An 18,191-nucleotide genomic window follows, 5' to 3' on the forward strand; every position below is an offset into this window, starting at 1 on the left:
ACAAGAACGCCACCGGCCCCGATTTCAGCAGTGAAGTCGGGGCCGGTGGCGTTTGTTGGAGTATGCGGGGGTGGCCTAGCGGCTCCGGAACTTCTGGACCTGCAGCAGCTTCTGGCCACGCAGCAGAATCCGGACGCCCTGGTTTTTCAGGGAGATGCTGGCTACGCGGGTTTCTTCCTCGCGCAAGCGGGAGCGGTACGCCGCCAGCACCTCCTGGTAGGAAAGTACGCCCGTTACCAGCAGGCGGTTGCGGGCATCTACCACGGGCAGCACATCCACGTTGGCGCGGGCCATCAGGGTAACGGCGGTTCGCAGCGAGTCGGAAACCAGCACGGGCGTGGGGTGCTGCCGGATGATGGTATGCAGCGGCACCAATAGGTCGGGGTGGTAGGCATAGATTTCCACGAAGCTCACCAGCCCCTGAAAGCGCCCATCGGCATCTACTACAATAAAGTGAGTGGGAATTTTGCGGGCTTTCTGCTGAGCCAGCCACTCACGTACTTCGGCCAGCGTATTATCGGCGCTGAGGGTAAGGCCACCGGGCAGCAGCACCTGGCCTACAGAAAGCTTTTCCAGCGCATCGGGCTCGTAGGAATACGGCGTGTGCACGCCCCGGCGGGCCATATTTTCGGTCATGATGGTATGGTCCATCAGGAAGTACGATACCACATAGGCTGCCGTGCAGGCACCCAGCAGGGCCACCAGCGCAAACGGCTGGCCGGTCAGCTCAATCCCGAAAATAACCGAGGTCAGCAGCGCTCTGGAAGCTCCCGCAAACAGCGCCGACATGCCCACCAGCGCCGCCAGGGGCAGTACTACACCTGCCTCCGGCCAAACCTGCATCAGAAGGGCACCCAGCAGCGCGCCGGCCGCCGCACCCACCGTAAGCAGCGGAGCCAAGGTGCCGCCCGAAGTGCCACTGCCCAAGGACAGTGACCACGCCACCAGCTTCAGTACGCCCAACAGCAGTACTGCCTGCAGCGGCCAGGAGCCCGATAATAGCCCCGTGATGTTGCTATAGCCCACTCCCAACACGCGCGGCGCAAAGTAAGCGGCCACGCCCACGGCTAGGCCACCCAGCGCCGGGTGCAGCACCCACGGCAGCGGCAGGCGCGCAAAGGCCGCCTCCAGCCAGTGCAGTCCCTTTGTGATGCCCACAGCCAACAGGCCTACCACCAACCCGATAGCGCTATACCCCGCCAGCGCCATATTACTGGGCATGGCTACGACAGGCATGGCAAACTCGGGGCCGGCCTCGAACAATACGTGGTGCCCGGCCGCGCCCGTCAGGCAGGCCAGGGCCACCGGAATAATGGAGCGCGGTGAAAACTCGAACAGCAATAGCTCAATAGCCAGGAATATCCCCGCCAGCGGGGTTCCGAACACAGCCGTCATGCCAGCGGTGGCGCCGGCAGCCAGCAGAATTTTGCGCTCGGTGTGCGTGATGCGCAGCAGCTGGCCTACGTTGGAGGCAAAGGCGCCGCCAGTGGCAATAACCGGCCCTTCCGCCCCGAATGGCCCGCCCGTCCCGATGGAAATGGCGGCTGACAGGGGCTTCAGAATGGTAATGATGGGCCGGATGCGGCTCTGGTTGGTGAGCACCTGCTCCATGGCCTCCGGAATGCCGTGCCCTTGTATGCCGCGCACCCCGTAGCGGGCCATCAGGCCCACCAGCAGGCCACCGATGGCCGGCACCACTATTACCCAAAGACCCAGGTGGTTATCGGCGGGGTTGAGGTTGGCCACCGACAGCTCCCCGAAAAACGAGAGATTGGTGACCAGATGAATCAGGAGCACGAGCACCTTACCTACGCCACTGATAATGGCGCCCACCAGCACGGCCAGCAGGCTCAGCAGAAACAAGCGTTTTCTATCGGGGCCGGATTGGGGCCGCATGTGGGCAGCTTCCAGTGTAGGAGTAAGCGAAGGGGAAACCGGGATTCCGGCGTCGGAGGGGGTGGCTATCATGGGCGACGACAAAGCCCCAGGGGCCCGCTCACCGGCACAGCGTCGGAAGAATCATCGGACCGCAAACGGAGCCATTGGGGTCCGTTGGGGGTAAGTATAACGAACTACTCGCCGCAAAGGTCCGGCCAGGTTCTGAGTTTTTCGTGAAGTACTGGCCTAGGCCACCCCGGCCAGCCTATTCCGGCGCCCCTCCAAAAGCCACTCAATGGCTTCCCGCTCATCCGTGAACCGCAGGCCCATGAAAGGCTTATCCGCCATAGATTCAGGAGTAGGAAAGGCAGCATCGGCGCTTTGGTCGCGCAGGAGCAGCGGAGCCAGCAGGTAGGCCAGGTAGGTACGCCCCCCCAGGCGCACGCCCACCGCTGGTAGAAACTCGGTCATCATCCAGTGGGCCCCTTGGCCGTCGGTGTTGATGCGCCGACGCACATCCAGCAGCCAGTATTGGCACTTATGCTCTACAGCAGCTTCCAGCATCAGGTCGTAACCCGCCTGCATTTCGGGCAGGGTTACCGGGCGCATCCAGCGGCCTACCAGCACATCCAAATCGGGGCGATACGTGATGGTCAGGTAATCGGGGGCGGGGTCAGGCATGAGGTAAGGCAGAGGGATTCGCCCTAAAGGTAGAGATTCGTACACCGGAACAGGGCCGTAGGGGCCGTTGTTTACCACTTTCGGGGCCAACTCCCGTATATTCCTGCCGTATGATTCCGCTGATTGCCTTTACCCCCCGCCTCACGCTGCTGGCCGCCAGCCGCGCCCTACTTATTGCCGAGCTAGACAAGCCGCACTACTTCCCGATGCTGCTAGGTGCAGCCATGCCCCTCCACTGGCCCCCCGGTGAGTATGATGAAGAGGCAATGCGCTACTTCCTGGAAAAGCTTACGGCCGGTGGCCGCGATGCCGCCGGCTGGTACGCCTGGTATGCTATTTTGCGCGCCGGCGCCGAGGTAGAGACCAATACGCTCATTGGCACGGGCGGCTTCCATGGCCCACCCAGCCCCGATGGCACCGCCGAAATTGGCTTTTCCATTGCCGAAGACTGGCAGGGCCGGGGCCTGGGCAGCGAGCTGGCAGCCGGCCTGGTGGCGCACGCGGCCCAAACCGGTATGGTGCACCAGCTGGTGGCCCGCACTACTCCCGAAAACGTAGCCTCTCAGAAAATCTTGGTACAGAATGGCTTCGAAGCCAACGACCTGGATATTGAAGGGTATCTGCACTTTGGGCGCCCCGTAGAACCGGCTGCGCCCGCTCAGTAGGCGGCTCTATTTGGGGCGGTCGGCTTTGTGCTCCGGGTATTTGGAGTCGAGTTTCAGGAGTGCATCGCGCAGGGCTAGCGCTACTACGTAGGCCTTGTACCAGTTCTGGTCGGCCGGCACAATGTGCCACGGGCAGCTGGCAGGGTTGCAGTGCTCAAATACGTCTTCATACACGGCCTGATATTGCGGCCACTGCTTGGCCTTTTGCTCGTCGCCGGCCTCGTATTTCCAGTGCTTGCTGGGGTCCGTCACGCGCTCCGTGAGGCGCTCCAGCTGCTCTTCCTGCGAGACGTGAAGGTAGAACTTCAGCACCGTAGTTCCCGACTGCTGCAGCAGCTTCTCGAAGGCATTGATGGCCGAAAAGCGACGACGGGCTTCCTCAGCATTTACCAGGCCTAGTACCCGCGTAATCAGCACATCCTCGTAGTGAGAGCGGTTAAAAATCTGGATCATGCCACGGCGGGGCGTGTGCTGATGAATGCGCCACAGAAAATCGTGGGCCAGTTCCTCATCGGTAGGCTCCTTGAAGGCATGCACCTGTACACCCTGCGGATTGATACCACTGAACACCCGCCGAATGAGGCCGTCTTTCCCGCTGGCATCCATGCCTTGCAGAATGATGAGCAGGCTGTGGCGGTTTTCGGCGTAGAAACAGTTCTGTAGTTCCGCCAGCTCCTGACGCAGGCGTTTCAGCTCCGCTGCAATGTGCTCTTTCTGCATACCACGTGGAGCCCGCGTAGGAAGCTTGGTCAGGTTGAGGGAGGAAGACGTGGCAGAAGACATAGGTGAAAGATAAAAGGGAACAAACCAGAGCCCACAGCCTTTGCGGGCATATTGTATGTGGCTTAGCTGGTAGCAGGCCGGGCAGCCGATGGCTCGGCCGGTGCTTCCGAGGCAGCCCCTAATGCCGCGAGCGTAAGCCCTCCTTCCGATACGTAGCGCAACTGCGCTGGCAGACCGGCCGCCTGCAAGTCCTGCACCAGGCCCTCGCCGGCTACTTCCGGCGTGAAGCTGTCAATAGTTGTGGTCACGACCGTGACGGGCTGTTTGGGCAAGGAGGCCAGCACAGCCTGGCGGTCTATTTCGGCCGGGAAGATGGAGGCGTAGAGAATCAGCCGTTCGTAAGGCGTGCGGCCGTGCGCCAGCCAGCGGCACGCCGCGGCCGCACCGTGCCCGTAGCCCAGCACCGTAACGGGTGTGTGTGGCGGGCAAGCCGCTAATACCTGGGCCGAGAGGCCATCGAGATACGTGGTCAGATCGGCCAGATCAACCTGCACCGATTCGGGGGCAAACCAGCTGGCTACGGTGGCAGCGGCTTCCGGCGTGGTTTCGAGGGCCGGCAGGGCGTAGCGCGAAAGGCCTTCGGGCAGAATAAGCAGGCGTTCGGGCGTGTCGAGGTTAACGAGCTGACTGGCAAAGTCCAGCAGGTTTTGCTCGCGGCCATGCAGGCAAATCCAGATGTGCTGAATTCCAGGTCCCGGCTCGCCCAGGCTGATGTAGCGGGCGGTGCGGGTAGTAGTAAAGTGCTGCAGTTGCATAGGCAGAAAGGATGGTACCCTTTCCCTATACGCAACCTCCCAAAAAGCGGCGCAGCCAGCCAAAGATGGCCCGAAGAGTGGCCTATACGCCCCTTATTTCAGACACAATGTCCTGAAAACAACCGGAATGGCTATAATAACGGCCATTGTGTCTGCAACTCCCCGCATAGTGGCCTAGAACCAGGTTGGTACAGGGTTTGCATTTAGTCCGGCATAACCTTAGAAAGGAACCCAACCATGAATCTTATCAGCAAGGACTTCATTCACAACATTGCTCCGCAGTTAGACTTGCTCAACACGTTGGGCGGCGGTATTGCGCAGGCAGTGATGCGCGTGGACCAGCAGGAGAAAGGAATCGTGGTACGTGTGGCGCTGCCTTCGGTCAGCCCCGATAACTTCCACGTGCTTCTCAACAACAACCGCCTGACGGTGTACGCCGACTTCCGCCACACGCCCGAAGACGAGTTGTCGGCACCGCTGTTCAGCCACCAGCTGAAGCTCACGGCCAACCTCGACGCGAGCCGGGTAGATGCGGTGTTTGAAGGCCAGGAGCTGCAGGTGCGCATTCCGTTCCGTGACCCTGCTCAGCAACGCGAAATCACTATTAAGCAGCGCTAGGCCACTCAGCCGCTGCTCTATAACGTCGGGACCGACCGACCTCATGGTTTCACCAGCCACTGCTAGCCGCAGTGGCTTTTTCATGCGCGGTGGTTACTGGTTGAACAGCGGCCACAGTAACAGAAACCCCGTTAGCAGGGACAGATAAAACCAGCCCATGAGCTGCCCGCGGTGGCGGCGGGGCATCCGGTTGCTGAGTACCAGCACGGCCACCACATCCAGGGCCAGGTGCAGCAGCAGAAATACCACCGTTTTCACCCAGTTGCTCACAATCGTATTCTCGGGCTGCATTTGATCCTGGATGCCCAGCCCCGAGGTAGCCAGCTTCAGTACCTGGTAGGCCACTATCTCAAACAGCAGAAACAAGCCAAACCCCACCAGCAATGCCAAAGGACCCGTTTTCTTGGTGATTTCAGCCATGGAAAGTGAAGTTGTGAAAGGTAAAATGTAAGTGGTGAGTTGGCCATTGGGGAGGCGCGCGTGGCCAACTGATAAGCCGCCCATATCCATTACAGGAGTAAAGGCTGTTCAGTGAACCACAATTCCGTGCAACGATAAGGAAAGATTGGCTGCGCTATCCTTAGGGTGCTTCGTTGTTCTTCCTCGCAATGACAAACGGGTGGTCTAGGCCAGTAGAATGGTCAACTCACCATTTCACCACCTCACAAATTCACCTTTTCCCAAGCACCTCGGCCGTGCGGGTCTGGATGTAGAGCTCCTCCACTTTGGCGCGGGCCCAGGGCGTACGGCGCAGGAAAGTAAGGCTGGATTTGATGCTGGGGTCCACGGCGAAGCAGTTGATGCGGATGCGGCGGTCCAGTTCCGGCCAGCCGTAGTGGCCTACCAGATACTCCAGAATCTGGGCCAGCTTGATGCCGTGCAGCTCCCGGATCAGGTGACCAGATTCGTCGCGGGCATCGGCAGAGTTTTGGGCTTCGGGCATGGCGGCAAGAGAGTGAGTGGCCTACGAAGGTCGGGAAAAGACCGATTCCATCCGCTTCTTTGGCGGCAGAGGACACGAGAAGAGTGAGCGGGCACGTTACCTTTGGGATGCCGATGCCCACGAAAGTCTCTCGTCCACCTACCCCACGTCGCCGCGCAACTGCCTGGCGCCGGCCGCTTCTGCTGGCTTTGCTGGCCTTGGTGGTAGGCAGTGCTGTGTTTTATGGGCGCTACTCCCGGCAAGTGAACCGCTATGCTCGGCGCGCGTACGCCACTTGGCGCAGCCAACACCTGACTGGCCTGGAGAAGACGCCGCTGCTGGCCGGCTACTCGGTGCACGGCATTGATGTATCGGCGTATCAGGGCCAAATCAACTGGCCTAGAGTAGCTGAGCATCAGGTGCGGTTTGCGTTCATTAAGGCTTGCGAAGGCGTTACGCTACGCGACCCGCGCTTCCGCCGCAACTGGGAGCAGGCCCGGGCCGCCGGCGTGTACCGCGGGGCTTATCATTACTTCCAGCCCAACTACGATGGCGCCCAACAGGCCAACCTGTTTACGCGCACCGTACCGCTGCAGCCCGGCGACCTGCCCCCCGTGCTGGATGTAGAGCACCCCGAGTTTCATGATGTGCTGCAGATGCGCCGCGGCATTGCTACCTGGCTGCGGCTAGTGGAGCGCCACTATGGCGTGCGGCCCATTTTGTATTCTAACTACAGCTTCTACCGCCGCTATCTGGCCGGCCACTTTGATAAGTACCCGCTGTGGCTGGCGCACTACGAGGTAGACCAGCCCAAACTGCCCCGCGAAAAATGGATTATCTGGCAACACTCCGATGAGGCCTACATCCCCGGCATTCGCGGCACCGTCGATTTCAACGTGTTTCAGGGCAATTTTCAACGACTTTTGGCGCTGCGCATTCCGGAAAAAAGCGCGGTGCCCACTCCTAAATAACCTCTAGGCCTATGCGCGTTTCATTCTGGCTTCGGCTTTCTCACTCGTTTGTGCTGGCAACAGGCCTAGGCCTGTTGGCGGGCTGCGCGAGTAGCTCGGGTACCTTCACACAGTCAGGCAAAGCTTCTTTTTACGCCGATAAATTTAACGGCCGCGAAACAGCCAGCGGCACCACCTACCGCCCCAATAAGCTCACCGCAGCCCACAACACGCTGCCGTTTGGCACGGTAGTACGCGTCACGAATCCGCGCAACAACCGCTCCGTGAAGGTCACCGTTACGGACCGGGGCCCGCACGCCAAAGGCCGCGTCATTGACCTTTCCAAGAAAGCGGCGCGCAAGATTGGAATTGTAGATGCCGGCGTAGCTCCGGTGGAGCTGAAAGTGGTGGGCCACAAGTAAGGCTAGGCCACTCTTACTTCGTTTAATTTCCTCATTCTTAGCTATATGCGCATCCGCAAAAAAATCCAGTGGACCATCCCCGCCAGCTCCGACCGTTTTGTGCGTCTGGGCGCCTTCGTGAAAGCCGCCGAGGAGCAAGGCTGGTCTGAGGCCGAAGTGCAGTTTGTAATTGATGAGCTGGTAGAGGCCCGCGACGAAGCCGAGGTGCAGCTTATTCTGGAAGACTACACCCAGCGCCGCTAACGCCTAGCAGTGGCCTAGCGGCAGAGTACACAACAAGTCAGCTACCAGTTGCGGGAGTATGCCCGCGCTTCTGGCGGTTTGCGTGTAGTATGCTTATCTTGACATACTACTAATCGGCCGGTTATCATGAAAAAGCATCTTTTGTGCCTTATAGCCGCCGGAGCGCTGGGCGGCCTTTCCCTGGCGGCTCAGGCCCAAACCACTCCTGGTTCTAAGCCGAAAACGCCGCCCACCAAACAAGCCAGCACATCAGCCGGGAAAGGCACTGTCAGTAAAGCGCCAGCCGCGAAAGGCACCTACGCTATCAAAGACACCACTGCGTTCAACCGGAAATTCCGCCGTTCCAGTCGTCCTTCGTCGCTTCCGGTTCCGATTCCTGCCAGGCCGGTGCAGTAGCAGCGGAGTACCCAGCATGGTATAGCTTGGTTGCTGGTTTACTTAGAAAGTAAAAACCCGTTTTGGTGAGCACCAAAACGGGTTTCCTGTTACTGCTACAAGGGAGCACCTTGAGCCTTAAGCAGCTAGGCCTACTTCCCTTTTTTCTTCATTTTCATTTTGCCTTTGCCACCTTCTTTGGCGACCTGCAAGAGACTGTCTTGCTGCGCTTTGTAGGCGGCCGTGGTCATGCGCCCGGTCAGGGACATGTAGTCGCCTTCTTTCAGCATGGCGGTTGTGCCGTCGGCCATGGTCACGGTGCCATCAGCTTTTACTTTGGTGCCGTTCACGAGAGTGGTTTCCGAAGTCAGGGCATCGGTGTGCGCATCGCGCGTCATCATTACTTTGCCTTCCTTCATCATGAAACCGTCTTTCATGGTTTCACCTTTGATAACCACTTTTCCGCGGGGCTGCACGGGTTTGCGCGGTGGTAATTTCGTCTGGGCCTGGGCGCTCAACGCGCTGGCTCCTACTAGCCCGGCCATGGCCAAAATAGCGTACAACTTCATAATCTGGGGGAATTGGGGGAATGGGTGAGGGAAAACGAGGGGAGCGAAGAGTTCAAGGCACCTAAAGTACAAACCACGGACCAAAATTCCGCCGTCATTTCGGCAAGCAACCCTAAGTGGCCCGAGTTCGTTTCAAAATGTTGTAGTTGCCCTTTCCTTACCCTGAGTACAGTTTTGGCCAATAGGCTCGCCCAACACGAATTAGGGAGCCAGTAGGCAGGCCACCGCGGAGGTAACGCCCGTTCATTCTACTTTTTGTTCAACAACGTGGAATACAAAGACTACTATAAGATTCTCGAGCTCGATAAGAACGCCACGAAGGAGCAAATCCGGAAGCAATACCGAAAGTTGGCTCGCAAATACCACCCCGATGTAAACCCCAACGATGCCGAGTCGGAGCGGAAATTTAAGGAGGTGAACGAGGCCAATGAGGTACTCAGCGACGAAGAGAAGCGCAAGAAATACGACCAGCTAGGGGCCGATTGGAAGCGCTATGAGCAGGCCGGTGCCGGCCGCGGTGCCGGAGGCGGCGGTTTCGATTGGTCGCAGTATGCCCAAGGTGGCGGAGCCGGCTTCGGAGGCCAGGGCGGCGACCCATTCGGCGGGGCTGATTTCTCTGATTTCTTCAGCTCCATGTTTGGCGGCGGTGGTGGGCAGGGTGGCAGCGCCCGGGCCCGCGCCGGCCAGGACTACCAGGCCGAGCTGGAATTGACGCTGGAAGATGCCTATGAGGGCGGCCCGCGCACCCTCACCGTCAACGACAAAAAGCTGCGCATCAACATTCATCCGGGGGTGGAAGACGGGCAGACCATCCGGCTCCGCGACCAAGGAGCGCCGGGCCGCAACGGCGGGCCCAGCGGCTCGCTCTACATCACTATCCGCATCCGGCCCGATGCGCGCTACACCCTCAGTGGCCACGACCTGACGATGGATGTGCCCGTGAGCATTTATAAAGCCTTGCTGGGTGGCGAGCAGATTGTGGAAACACTCTCGGGCCCCGTGAAAATCAACATCAAGCCCGAAACCCAGAACGGCACCCGTCTGCGCCTGCGGGGTAAGGGCTTCCCGGTGTACCGCCACGCCGGCCAGTTCGGCGACCTGTACCTGCGCCTGACCCTGACGCTGCCCCAGCACCTGACAGATCCCGAAAAGGAGCTGTTTCGCCAGCTCGCCGCTCTGCGGCCGGAGTTGTAGCCCCGTAGGCCAGTCGTTCACTAGCCCAGGGTTTAAACTGGGCTACGGAGCCGCTATAGGCCAGTTAGGCAGCTCCCAGAATGGCCATGTGCTCAGAATGACAAGCGCCGCTAGGCCACCTGCAAACCACTCTCCTGCCCTTCCTTATTCTTGAAAACAGCTTATGGAAACGCATATCATCACCATCACCTTCCACGATTGCGCTACCCGCTATGGCCTGAGTGAGGCCGATGTGCGGGAGTTTGTGGAGCTAGGCCTGTTGCAGCCCGCCGCCGATACGCCTGATGCCCTGCTGGAAGAGCCCGACCACGTGGCCCGCCTGGCTCGCCTGCACCACGAGCTGGGCCTGAGCAAAGACAGCCTGGAAGTGGTGCTGGATATGCGCCAGCGCCTCGTGCTGCTCCAGCAGGAACTGCAGCTGCAACGAGCCCGTGTGCGGCAGCTGGAACTGTTTCTACGCGGCAGCTCGCCCCTGCAGGATATTGACTTGCGCTAGGCCTCTTTTGCTTCAGCCTACGGTTGAGCTTACAGGAATGAGCCTGATTTTGTAGGGTATAGCAGTATCCGGAGACGGGGTTGGATATGAGAAGTACAACTTTTCTAGACAACGAGGGTATAAAGGGCCTGTCTGCCTTGCAGACTTTTTTCTGCCACCTTTTTCCTCATCATATGCTTCCACGCATTCCCCTCTCCAAAGCGCTAGCGCTGGGGCTAACAGCTTGGGCTTTGGCTCCGCAGGCTTCTCACGCACAGACCTCGGACCGCAAAACCGCCATTGGCCTGAACGTTAGCGCCATGCAGTACAAAGGCAGTTTCGGTTCCGACTACTGGGACTGGAGCGAAAACAAGTACGCGCCCGGTATCACCTTCAGCCGCTACCTGACCGATGGTCTGGATCTGCAGCTGAGCGGTAACTACGTAGAGTTCAAGAAGAACACCCCGAATAGCGCGCCTTATTTCGGCAGCAATTTCGCTACCAACGTGGTGAACGTAAACCTGGGCCTGAAATTCAAGCTGTTTAAGGAAGAGTCGTTCATTCGGCCATACCTGCTGGCGGCTCCCGGCCTGACCTACATCAGCCGTGAAGGCACCCTGAACCGCAACAACCAGGTTCGCTCTACTGACGAAGACAAGAACTACTTCGATCTGTTCGGGGCCGCGGGTCTGAGCTTCCGCCTAGGCGATGCCGCCAGCCTGTTCGTGCAGACTGGCCAGCACTTCCCGCTGGGCGCCAACATCGACGGCGAGACTAACCGCGACGATAACAAAATCGACGACCGGTTCCTGCAGCACACCGTAGGCTTGAACGTAAACCTGGGTAAAGCCAAGGACGAAGACAACGACGGCGTTTCGGACCGTAAAGACAAGTGCCCCGGCACGCCTGCTGGCGTAGCTGTTGACATGAACGGTTGCCCACTTGACGGCGACAAGGACGGTGTTCCGGATTACCAGGATAAGTGCCCCACCGAGGCTGGCTTGGCTACCCTCGAAGGCTGCCCCGACCGCGACGGTGATGGTGTGCGCGATGGCGACGACAAGTGCCCCGACACCCCCGGCAAAGCCGAACTCCAAGGCTGCCCCGACGCGGATAATGACGGTGTAATCGACCAGAACGACAAGTGCCCCGACACCCCCGGCGGAACCAAAGTAGACGCCAACGGCTGCCCCATTGACACCGACGGCGACGGCGTTCCGGATTACCAGGACCGCTGCCCCAACCGCCCAGGCCCCGCCTCGAACAAAGGCTGCCCAGAAATGAAGGTGGAAGAGAAGAAGCGTCTGCAGGAAGCTACCAAGTACATCCAGTTCGAGTTCAACAAGGCTACCCTGAAGCCGATTTCGTTCCCGACCCTCGATGCGCTGGTGCAGATCCTGAACGACTACCCAGACTACTTCCTCGGCATCTCGGCCCACGCCGACAGCAAGGGTGATGACGCCTACAACCTGCGTCTCTCGGATGAGCGTGCTGCTTCGGCCCGCGCTTACATGCTCCGCAAGGGTATCCCTGAGAACCGCATCGTGTCACACGGCTACGGCGAGAGCAAGCCCATTGCTACCAACGACACCGATGCTGGCCGCGCCCTCAACCGCCGCGTAGAGTTCGATGTGTACCTGCCCGGCGACCCGAACCCCGCTGAAACCAAGTACGGTCCCGCTCCGGAAATTCCAGCTGCTCCGGTGAAAGCCGCTCCAGCTCCCGCCAAAAAGGCACCCGTGAAAAAGGCTGCCCCGCGCCGGAAGTAATTCCTGCGACAGGCCTAGGCCACTCCTAAAAGCGGCCCGCTCACTTGAGCGGGCCGCTTTTTTTGTTTGTGGGTTTCCGAATAACAAAGAATCAGCCAGCAAAAAGACCGTCATGCTGAGCGGAGCCGAAGCATCTCTCCCTCTGGCTAATTATACTGGCCTAGCGGGAATCAACGAAGCGGTAGAGATGCTTCGGCAAGCTCAGCATGACGGTCTTAAGTGTGCTCTAGGCCACTCTAGACTCTGCATTACCTTGCCGACCCCACCCAAACTGGCCTAGCTGGTCAATAGCGCACAGGAACCCGGCAACGGCGCGGTAGCAGGTTCCCGGCAAAGAAGTGAACTTGCCTTCGCTTTCTTTCGCTGACTTGCCGGAAGAAGCCTTACTTTGTTTCAACGCGCCACCTTCTTTTCCCACCCATGAATATTCTATCCGCTTCTAGGCCACTCTCCTTCCGGAGCCTGGGCCAATATGCGCTTCTGCTGGGCGCCTGCCTCATCAGTGGCCTAGCCAACGCTGAGGAAATTAAGTCGCCGAACAAGCAACTGACGCTGGACTTCACCTTGCAGGCCAATGGTGTGCCGACCTACAGCCTGACGTACAAAGGGCGGCCCGTCATCAAAACCAGCAAGCTAGGCCTGGAGCTGAAAAAGGTCGAGGCTCTGACCAGCGGCTTCACCGTGGCGGGCTCCAAGCAGAGCACCTTCGATGAAACCTGGCAGCCGGTGTGGGGCGAAACCAAGAACATCCGCAACAACTACAACGAGCTGGCCGTGACGCTCACGCAGGCCGCCACCAGCCGCACCATGATTGTGCACTTCCGGGTGTTCAACGATGGCCTGGGCTTCCGCTACGAGTTCCCGCGCCAGGCCAAGCTCGACTATTTCACCATTCAGGAAGAGAAGTCGGAGTTTGCGCTGGCCGGCGACCATAAAGCGTTCTGGCTGCCCGGCGACTACGATACTCAGGAGTACAGCACCGTGACGAGCAACCTCTCGCAGGTGCGTGGGCTGATGAAGGAAGCTACTACGCCGAACGCTTCGCAAACGCCCTTCTCCGCTACGGGTGTGCAAACGCCGCTCATGCTCAAGAGCAAGGACGGCCTCTACATCAACATCCATGAGGCCGCTCTCATCGACTACTCCGCTATGCACCTGGAGCTCGACGACAAAAACTTCGTGCTGACCTCGCACCTCACCCCCGATGCCGTAGGTGACAAAGGCCTGATTCAGACGCCTGCCGTATCGCCCTGGCGCACCGTGATTGTGAGCGATAAAGCCGGTGATATTCTGGAATCGAAGCTGGTGCTGAACCTGAATGAGCCCACCAAGTTCAAAGACGTATCCTGGATTAAGCCCGTGAAGTATGTGGGCGTGTGGTGGGAGATGATTACGGGCAAAAGCACGTGGTCGTACACCAATCAGGAGAACATCAAGCTTGACTCCATCGACTACAGCAAAGTGAAGCCCAACGGCACCCACGGCGCCAACACGGCTCACGTGAAGGAGTACATCGACTTTGCCGCCAAGCACGGCTTTGATGCGGTGCTGGTGGAAGGCTGGAACACGGGTTGGGAAGACTGGTTCGGCAAGCACAAGGATTACGTGTTCGACTTCGTGACCCCCTACCCCGACTTCAACGTGCAGGAGCTGCAGCAATACGCCGCCAGCAAGAACGTGAAGATCATTATGCACCACGAAACCTCAGGCTCGGTGCGCAACTATGAGCGCCACCTGGATTCGGCCTTCCAGTTCATGAACAAGTACGGCTACAACGCCGTGAAAACCGGCTACGTGGGCGACATCGTGCCCCTAGGCCACCACCACTACGACCAGTGGGTGAACAACCACTACCAGTACGTGTTGGAAAAAGCCGCCGAGCACAAGATCATGGTGAACGGCCACGAGGCCGTGCGCCCGACTGGCCTGGCCCGCACCTTCCCCAACCTGATCGGCAACGAGGCCGCCCGCGGCACCGAGTATGAGTCGTTTGGTGGCAACAACGCCGACCACACCACCATTCTGCCCTTCACCCGCCTCATTGGTGGCCCGATGGACTACACGCCTGGTATCTTCCAGACCAAGGTTAGCGCCTACAACCCCAGCAATAACTCCTTCGTGCACAGCACCCTGGTGCGCCAACTGGCCCTCTACGTGACCATGTACAGTCCCCTGCAAATGGCCGCCGACCTGCCCGAAACCTACAACAAGCACCTCGACGCCTTCCAGTTCATCAAGGACGTAGCCGTAGACTGGGACGACTCGAAAGTGCTGGAAGCCGAGCCCGGCGACTACATCACCATTGCCCGCAAAGCCAAGGGCAAGAGCAACTGGTTCGTGGGCAGCACCTGCGACGAGCAGGGCCGCACCTCCAAGATCAACTTCAGCTTCCTCGACCCCGGCAAGAAGTACACCGCCACCATCTACGCCGACGGCAAAAACGCCCACTACGAGAAGAACCCCCAGGCCTACGCTATCCGCAAGATGACCGTGACCAACAAAACCAAACTCTCGCAGCTCTGCGCCCCCGGCGGTGGCTACGCCATCAGCATTATGGAAGCCGGCCAGTAAGTTTTACTGGCCTAGGCCTATATAAAAGCGGCCCGCTCTGGTAGAGCGGGCCGCTTTTTCGTGATAAGCTTATAAATATCACACCCAAGAAATAGTCATAGTGGACCGTCTAACTGCTGTTGCATATCCTGACCAAAAGTCCACAGTTCCTGAATTGGCACCGTACCACGTTTATCCTTGCCCACATTCTTCCCTTCTTTCGTGAATAGGAAGGGATAACAAGCCAAACCTTGATTGCCAGTTAAGGCGCTAATTTCCTGCTCCCACCCTTTCCAGCGAAGGTTGCGGTAATACGCCTGCAAGTCGCCTGAAAAGCAAAAAAGCAGGAACTCAGAATACGATTTGTTCGTGGCTTCCCAACGGAGATTATCAGGAGCGAAGTAGAAAACCTTGCCCCATGATTCCTGACCAAATGCGCCGCCATTAAGGGCATAGAACCCTCCTAATACATCATCGGCAACCAGTAACATGCCCGCGGGCTTGCCTTCGTTCCAGCCCATAAGGGTGCGGTTCATCTTTGGGCTACCAGAGCCCAGCACCCTTAGCCAGCCACCCTCAATCAGCAGCCCTCCCGTCTCATAAATAACAGCTCCCATGGGCGACCGAGTTGTGACTTGAGCAGCCAGCAAGGTGCTATCGGCACGAGCGGGTGTTTTTGGTAAGACTTGTACCTTGTTCTTAGCCTCACGAATCCATTGGCTCACGAGTTCCCACCCTGGCTCTTGTGTATTAACTAATTCAGATAGCGGCCGCGTGGCTGGCACCTGTGCTAGCAAATCATAGTCAGGCAGTAATAGAATTAGTAGGCTGAGGCAGTAACGAAGGCAATGAACAGAATGCGATTTGCTTGGCACGAGAATACGTATTGAGTTTATAGCTAATGATAGTTAAACGTAATATTAAGCGCGCACATACTCCCCAAACCTCTCTATACTAGCCTACACCAAATCCACCAGCAGCGCCAGCGCCAAGCCAGCCACGGTGGCTACTACTTTGCGCAGGTTGAGGCTGTGGTCGGGGCTGGTTTCGAAGAGAATAGTGGTAGAAACATGCAGGAAGTTGCCGGCTACTAGGCCTAGCAGGCAGGCGTAGAGGCCGTTCTGTAGCAAATCTTCCAGCACCACGAAGTTGCTCATGATGATACCCGCCGGCCCGGCCAGCGCGAACAGTACCAGATACGGCAGCGCTTTGTTGAAGCTGCCCAGCCGTAGCAAGAGTGCCGCCATCAGGGCAAACGCCGCCGGAATGTGGTGCAACGCCACACCCGCCAGAATAGCGTAGAAGTTGTTGCTCACATCGCCGGCCTCCGGGGTTTTCACCAAGATACTGCCTTCCAGAAACGAGTGCAGCACCAGCGAGAACAGCAACAGAAACGGTACCCGGCCAGCGTGCTCCGTGTGGTGGTGCACATGGCCGTGCTCCACGCCCTGCGAGAACACCTCCAGCACCAGCTGCCCAAAGAAGCCCGCCAGTACAAAGTAGCCAATACGGTGACCGGGCATCATCTCCAGTGCCTCAGGCAGCAGGTGCGTAATGGTAAGCGTGAAGAGATAGGCGCCGCTAAAAGCCAGCAGCGGCTTCATCCAGGTGGTGCGGGCTGTGGGCATCAGGCGGGTGAGCCAGCCAGCTCCCAGCACCGTGCAGAACAACGCAAAAACGGCAAACCACATGAGCGGTGAAGTTGTGAGATGGTGAAATGGTGAGTTGCCGTGCCCTAGGCCACTACGACAGGCCTAGCCGAACACTCATTCTTATTTTTTGAGGATGAAGATCATTCGTGGACTGGTCGCCTCATCAAAAGGGTTCAGTTGATAATCGCCGAGCACTTCCACCAGCCGTAAGCCAGCTAGCCGGAAGTACTCCTCGAACCGCTCCCGGTCCAGGGCGCGTACCCACTCCTGGAAGTGCTGCTCCTGCCCGGCCGGGTTCTGGAAACGGATATCCTTGACGATGAAGTCGTGCTGCAGATGCCGGTGGATCTGAAACGTGGTACCGGCTACTTCCTTGGTTTCGTGGGCCACCAGCTCCCGAATGGTGCGCTCCGTGTTCAGGAAGTCTATCACCATTTTGCCGCCGGGCTTCAAGGCATCAGCCGCGTGGCGAAGGGCCACCACATTTTCCGCTTCCTCCTTGAAATAGCCGAAGCTGGTAAACAGGTTGAAAATGAAGTCGAACTCGCCGGGCAGCTCTTCACGCATATCATGCACCCGAAAGCGCAGCCGACTATGCTCCGCCTCGCTGGCGTGGGCAATGCTTTCGGGCGATAGATCGATGCCCGTCACGTCATAGCCCTGCTGGCTGAGGTAGATGGCGTGCCGGCCCTTGCCGCAAGCCAGGTCCAGGAGCCGGGCCTCGGGCTTAGGATGTAGCCGCTGCAGCAGCGCCGCCAGAAACCGCTGTGCTTCTGCGTAGTTCCGGTCGCGGTACAGCAAGTGGTAGTACGGCGAATCAAACCAGGTACTAAACCATTCGAGAGAAGTGGTGGGCATAAGCAATAAAACAGACACAACGAAAAAGGGCGTTTGCACGCCCTTTTCTAAAAAGCCCAGAAACAGACAGACGCCTACTCATGCAACAGGGTTGCAAAAATAGACGTCTGTTTGGTAAAATCAAAGGGAGTCGGGAGCGGCGGCAGCTTTAGCAGCTGGGTTTGGCTCCAGCTTCATTTGGCAGACTGGGCACGTGCCCGGCTTATCGCTGGCACTGCCTTCGCAGCCCATAGGACAGATATAGGCCGCAGTTACTGCCGGAGTGGCTGGCGCAGTTTCCGTCGTAACGGGTTGCTGCTCCGTAGCCGTCTTTTGCTCGCAGCTGGCAAGCGTGGCCGTCACTACCAGGCCTAGGCCAGTAGCCAGAGCTTTCCAGGAAAATCCTTGCATAGCTTATTCCTGAGTACCAGCCTTTTCCTTCGTGGCGTTGGGCTGCTGAGCGGGCGTGGGGTTGCTTTTCTTCACGCTGTTTACGGCCTCCGTGTTCTTGGTTTCGGCAGCATCTTTCGCGTTGGCCGTTTTCACTTGGTCGGCTTTGGGCTCATTGTGCGACTCCAGGTCAACGCCGGAGCTGATGGGACGCTCAATGGCGGCACCTTTTTCCTGGTGTGCGGCGGCTTCCGTGTGCTGGTCGAAGTTATCGGAGGAGCGGGAGCCGGGCGCTACCAAATCCACGGATACCTTATTTTCCGGACGCCAGTCCGATGGTTCGCTGCTGCACGCGTTCAGGGCGAGAGTGGCCAGGGCCAGAGCGGAAAGCGCAAGTTGCTTGGTCATGAGAAGAAAAATGAGCTGATACGAAATGAGTTAAATTGACGAAAGGCCGGCCTCA

General features: G+C 58.6%; 22 protein-coding genes. 10 read left to right on the plus strand and 12 right to left on the minus strand.

Going from position 1 to position 18,191, the window contains the following annotated elements; all coding sequences use genetic code 11:
• Positions 1–75: 75 nt before the first annotated feature.
• Entirely contained in the window at positions 76–1,968 is a 1,893-nt protein-coding gene (locus tag CFT68_RS17290; protein WP_088844768.1) for a chloride channel protein, read from the minus strand.
• 156 nt (positions 1,969–2,124) lie between these two features.
• Positions 2,125–2,559, minus strand: a complete 435-nt coding sequence (locus CFT68_RS17295) for a hypothetical protein (protein ID WP_088844769.1) — start codon at positions 2,557–2,559, stop codon at positions 2,125–2,127.
• Positions 2,560–2,669: 110 nt separating this feature from the next.
• Here CFT68_RS17295 and CFT68_RS17300 point away from each other — a divergent pair, with 110 nt between their 5' ends.
• Positions 2,670–3,224: a GNAT family N-acetyltransferase gene (locus CFT68_RS17300; RefSeq protein ID WP_088844770.1), complete on the plus strand. Its 555-nt coding sequence runs from the start codon at positions 2,670–2,672 to the stop codon at positions 3,222–3,224.
• 6 nt (positions 3,225–3,230) lie between these two features.
• Here CFT68_RS17300 and CFT68_RS17305 read toward each other — a convergent pair whose 3' ends face one another.
• On the minus strand, positions 3,231–4,007 hold the full coding sequence (locus CFT68_RS17305) for a PPK2 family polyphosphate kinase (protein WP_088844771.1): 777 nt from the start codon (positions 4,005–4,007) through the stop codon (positions 3,231–3,233).
• 62 nt (positions 4,008–4,069) lie between these two features.
• A complete protein-coding gene (locus CFT68_RS17310; RefSeq protein WP_088844772.1) occupies positions 4,070–4,762 on the minus strand; it encodes an alpha/beta hydrolase in 693 nt (230 codons plus the stop codon).
• 237 nt (positions 4,763–4,999) lie between these two features.
• Here CFT68_RS17310 and CFT68_RS17315 point away from each other — a divergent pair, with 237 nt between their 5' ends.
• On the plus strand, positions 5,000–5,380 hold the full coding sequence (locus CFT68_RS17315) for an Hsp20/alpha crystallin family protein (protein WP_088844773.1): 381 nt from the start codon (positions 5,000–5,002) through the stop codon (positions 5,378–5,380).
• A gap of 93 nt (positions 5,381–5,473) precedes the next feature.
• Here CFT68_RS17315 and CFT68_RS17320 read toward each other — a convergent pair whose 3' ends face one another.
• Together CFT68_RS17320 and CFT68_RS17325 are read right to left on the minus strand one after the other, a co-directional pair.
• Positions 5,474–5,800 (minus strand): hypothetical protein, encoded by a 327-nt coding sequence (locus CFT68_RS17320; RefSeq protein ID WP_141106608.1) that lies wholly within the window; start codon positions 5,798–5,800, stop codon positions 5,474–5,476.
• A 250-nt stretch (positions 5,801–6,050) separates the two neighbouring features.
• A complete protein-coding gene (locus tag CFT68_RS17325; protein ID WP_088844775.1) occupies positions 6,051–6,323 on the minus strand; it encodes a VF530 family protein in 273 nt (90 codons plus the stop codon).
• A gap of 113 nt (positions 6,324–6,436) precedes the next feature.
• Between CFT68_RS17325 and CFT68_RS17330 the strand changes: the two genes are divergently transcribed.
• The 4 genes from CFT68_RS17330 (at position 6,437) to CFT68_RS17345 (ending at position 8,313) form a co-directional block, all read left to right on the plus strand.
• A complete protein-coding gene (locus tag CFT68_RS17330; protein WP_088844776.1) occupies positions 6,437–7,273 on the plus strand; it encodes a glycoside hydrolase family 25 protein in 837 nt (278 codons plus the stop codon).
• A gap of 11 nt (positions 7,274–7,284) precedes the next feature.
• Positions 7,285–7,674: a septal ring lytic transglycosylase RlpA family protein gene (locus CFT68_RS17335; protein ID WP_088844777.1), complete on the plus strand. Its 390-nt coding sequence runs from the start codon at positions 7,285–7,287 to the stop codon at positions 7,672–7,674.
• A gap of 45 nt (positions 7,675–7,719) precedes the next feature.
• Positions 7,720–7,917, plus strand: coding sequence for a hypothetical protein (locus CFT68_RS17340; RefSeq protein ID WP_088844778.1), 198 nt, complete (start codon positions 7,720–7,722; stop codon positions 7,915–7,917).
• Positions 7,918–8,043: 126 nt separating this feature from the next.
• The gene (locus tag CFT68_RS17345) at positions 8,044–8,313 is read left to right on the plus strand and encodes a hypothetical protein (protein WP_088844779.1); all 270 of its coding nucleotides are present in this window, start codon (positions 8,044–8,046) and stop codon (positions 8,311–8,313) included.
• Positions 8,314–8,444: 131 nt separating this feature from the next.
• On the opposite strand, the gene CFT68_RS17350 is transcribed toward CFT68_RS17345, so the two are convergent.
• Positions 8,445–8,861, minus strand: coding sequence for a DUF6799 domain-containing protein (locus CFT68_RS17350; RefSeq protein WP_088844780.1), 417 nt, complete (start codon positions 8,859–8,861; stop codon positions 8,445–8,447).
• A 267-nt stretch (positions 8,862–9,128) separates the two neighbouring features.
• Here CFT68_RS17350 and CFT68_RS17355 point away from each other — a divergent pair, with 267 nt between their 5' ends.
• The 4 genes from CFT68_RS17355 (at position 9,129) to CFT68_RS17370 (ending at position 14,870) form a co-directional block, all read left to right on the plus strand.
• Entirely contained in the window at positions 9,129–10,055 is a 927-nt protein-coding gene (locus tag CFT68_RS17355; RefSeq protein ID WP_088845123.1) for a DnaJ C-terminal domain-containing protein, read from the plus strand.
• Between the two features lie 163 nt (positions 10,056–10,218).
• Complete coding sequence (locus CFT68_RS17360; RefSeq protein ID WP_088844781.1) at positions 10,219–10,551, plus strand: chaperone modulator CbpM; 333 nt, start codon at positions 10,219–10,221, stop codon at positions 10,549–10,551.
• 173 nt (positions 10,552–10,724) lie between these two features.
• Positions 10,725–12,299, plus strand: a complete 1,575-nt coding sequence (locus CFT68_RS22350) for an OmpA family protein (RefSeq protein ID WP_088844782.1) — start codon at positions 10,725–10,727, stop codon at positions 12,297–12,299.
• Positions 12,300–12,719: 420 nt separating this feature from the next.
• On the plus strand, positions 12,720–14,870 hold the full coding sequence (locus CFT68_RS17370; RefSeq protein ID WP_088844783.1) for a glycoside hydrolase family 97 protein: 2,151 nt from the start codon (positions 12,720–12,722) through the stop codon (positions 14,868–14,870).
• 95 nt (positions 14,871–14,965) lie between these two features.
• Here the strand turns inward: CFT68_RS17370 and CFT68_RS17375 are convergent, their stop codons facing one another.
• The 5 genes from CFT68_RS17375 to CFT68_RS17395 form a co-directional block, all read right to left on the minus strand.
• Positions 14,966–15,724, minus strand: coding sequence for a DUF2625 domain-containing protein (locus CFT68_RS17375; RefSeq protein WP_212590431.1), 759 nt, complete (start codon positions 15,722–15,724; stop codon positions 14,966–14,968).
• A gap of 84 nt (positions 15,725–15,808) precedes the next feature.
• Positions 15,809–16,540, minus strand: a complete 732-nt coding sequence (locus tag CFT68_RS17380) for a ZIP family metal transporter (protein WP_088844784.1) — start codon at positions 16,538–16,540, stop codon at positions 15,809–15,811.
• 81 nt (positions 16,541–16,621) lie between these two features.
• The gene (locus CFT68_RS17385; protein ID WP_088844785.1) at positions 16,622–17,359 is read right to left on the minus strand and encodes a class I SAM-dependent methyltransferase; all 738 of its coding nucleotides are present in this window, start codon (positions 17,357–17,359) and stop codon (positions 16,622–16,624) included.
• A gap of 120 nt (positions 17,360–17,479) precedes the next feature.
• Positions 17,480–17,749, minus strand: a complete 270-nt coding sequence (locus tag CFT68_RS17390; RefSeq protein ID WP_088844786.1) for a heavy metal-binding domain-containing protein — start codon at positions 17,747–17,749, stop codon at positions 17,480–17,482.
• Between the two features lie 3 nt (positions 17,750–17,752).
• Positions 17,753–18,136 carry a hypothetical protein gene (locus tag CFT68_RS17395; RefSeq protein ID WP_088844787.1) on the minus strand — a complete coding sequence of 128 codons (384 nt, stop codon included), beginning with the start codon at positions 18,134–18,136 and terminating at the stop codon, positions 17,753–17,755.
• Positions 18,137–18,191 lie beyond the last annotated feature (55 nt).

This window comes from Hymenobacter gelipurpurascens (assembly GCF_900187375.1).
In the GTDB taxonomy this organism is placed as follows: domain Bacteria; phylum Bacteroidota; class Bacteroidia; order Cytophagales; family Hymenobacteraceae; genus Hymenobacter; species Hymenobacter gelipurpurascens.

What these genes read in the sequence shown, in the direction of transcription:
- CFT68_RS17350 (WP_088844780.1), bottom strand. Translation starts at nt 8,861, where the DNA reads ATGAAGTTGTACGCTATTTTGGCCATGGCCGGGCTAGTAGGAGCCAGC.
- CFT68_RS17385 (WP_088844785.1), bottom strand. Translation starts at nt 17,359, where the DNA reads ATGCCCACCACTTCTCTCGAATGGTTTAGTACCTGGTTTGATTCGCCG.
- CFT68_RS17315 (WP_088844773.1), top strand. Translation starts at nt 5,000, where the DNA reads ATGAATCTTATCAGCAAGGACTTCATTCACAACATTGCTCCGCAGTTA.
- CFT68_RS17295 (WP_088844769.1), bottom strand. Translation starts at nt 2,559, where the DNA reads ATGCCTGACCCCGCCCCCGATTACCTGACCATCACGTATCGCCCCGAT.
- CFT68_RS17345 (WP_088844779.1), top strand. Translation starts at nt 8,044, where the DNA reads ATGAAAAAGCATCTTTTGTGCCTTATAGCCGCCGGAGCGCTGGGCGGC.
- CFT68_RS17370 (WP_088844783.1), top strand. Translation starts at nt 12,720, where the DNA reads ATGAATATTCTATCCGCTTCTAGGCCACTCTCCTTCCGGAGCCTGGGC.
- CFT68_RS17310 (WP_088844772.1), bottom strand. Translation starts at nt 4,762, where the DNA reads ATGCAACTGCAGCACTTTACTACTACCCGCACCGCCCGCTACATCAGC.
- CFT68_RS17380 (WP_088844784.1), bottom strand. Translation starts at nt 16,540, where the DNA reads ATGTGGTTTGCCGTTTTTGCGTTGTTCTGCACGGTGCTGGGAGCTGGC.
- CFT68_RS17340 (WP_088844778.1), top strand. Translation starts at nt 7,720, where the DNA reads ATGCGCATCCGCAAAAAAATCCAGTGGACCATCCCCGCCAGCTCCGAC.
- CFT68_RS17305 (WP_088844771.1), bottom strand. Translation starts at nt 4,007, where the DNA reads ATGTCTTCTGCCACGTCTTCCTCCCTCAACCTGACCAAGCTTCCTACG.
- CFT68_RS17290 (WP_088844768.1), bottom strand. Translation starts at nt 1,968, where the DNA reads ATGATAGCCACCCCCTCCGACGCCGGAATCCCGGTTTCCCCTTCGCTT.
- CFT68_RS17330 (WP_088844776.1), top strand. Translation starts at nt 6,437, where the DNA reads ATGCCCACGAAAGTCTCTCGTCCACCTACCCCACGTCGCCGCGCAACT.
- CFT68_RS17325 (WP_088844775.1), bottom strand. Translation starts at nt 6,323, where the DNA reads ATGCCCGAAGCCCAAAACTCTGCCGATGCCCGCGACGAATCTGGTCAC.
- CFT68_RS17360 (WP_088844781.1), top strand. Translation starts at nt 10,219, where the DNA reads ATGGAAACGCATATCATCACCATCACCTTCCACGATTGCGCTACCCGC.
- CFT68_RS22350 (WP_088844782.1), top strand. Translation starts at nt 10,725, where the DNA reads ATGCTTCCACGCATTCCCCTCTCCAAAGCGCTAGCGCTGGGGCTAACA.
- CFT68_RS17335 (WP_088844777.1), top strand. Translation starts at nt 7,285, where the DNA reads ATGCGCGTTTCATTCTGGCTTCGGCTTTCTCACTCGTTTGTGCTGGCA.
- CFT68_RS17395 (WP_088844787.1), bottom strand. Translation starts at nt 18,136, where the DNA reads ATGACCAAGCAACTTGCGCTTTCCGCTCTGGCCCTGGCCACTCTCGCC.
- CFT68_RS17390 (WP_088844786.1), bottom strand. Translation starts at nt 17,749, where the DNA reads ATGCAAGGATTTTCCTGGAAAGCTCTGGCTACTGGCCTAGGCCTGGTA.
- CFT68_RS17300 (WP_088844770.1), top strand. Translation starts at nt 2,670, where the DNA reads ATGATTCCGCTGATTGCCTTTACCCCCCGCCTCACGCTGCTGGCCGCC.
- CFT68_RS17320 (WP_141106608.1), bottom strand. Translation starts at nt 5,800, where the DNA reads ATGGCTGAAATCACCAAGAAAACGGGTCCTTTGGCATTGCTGGTGGGG.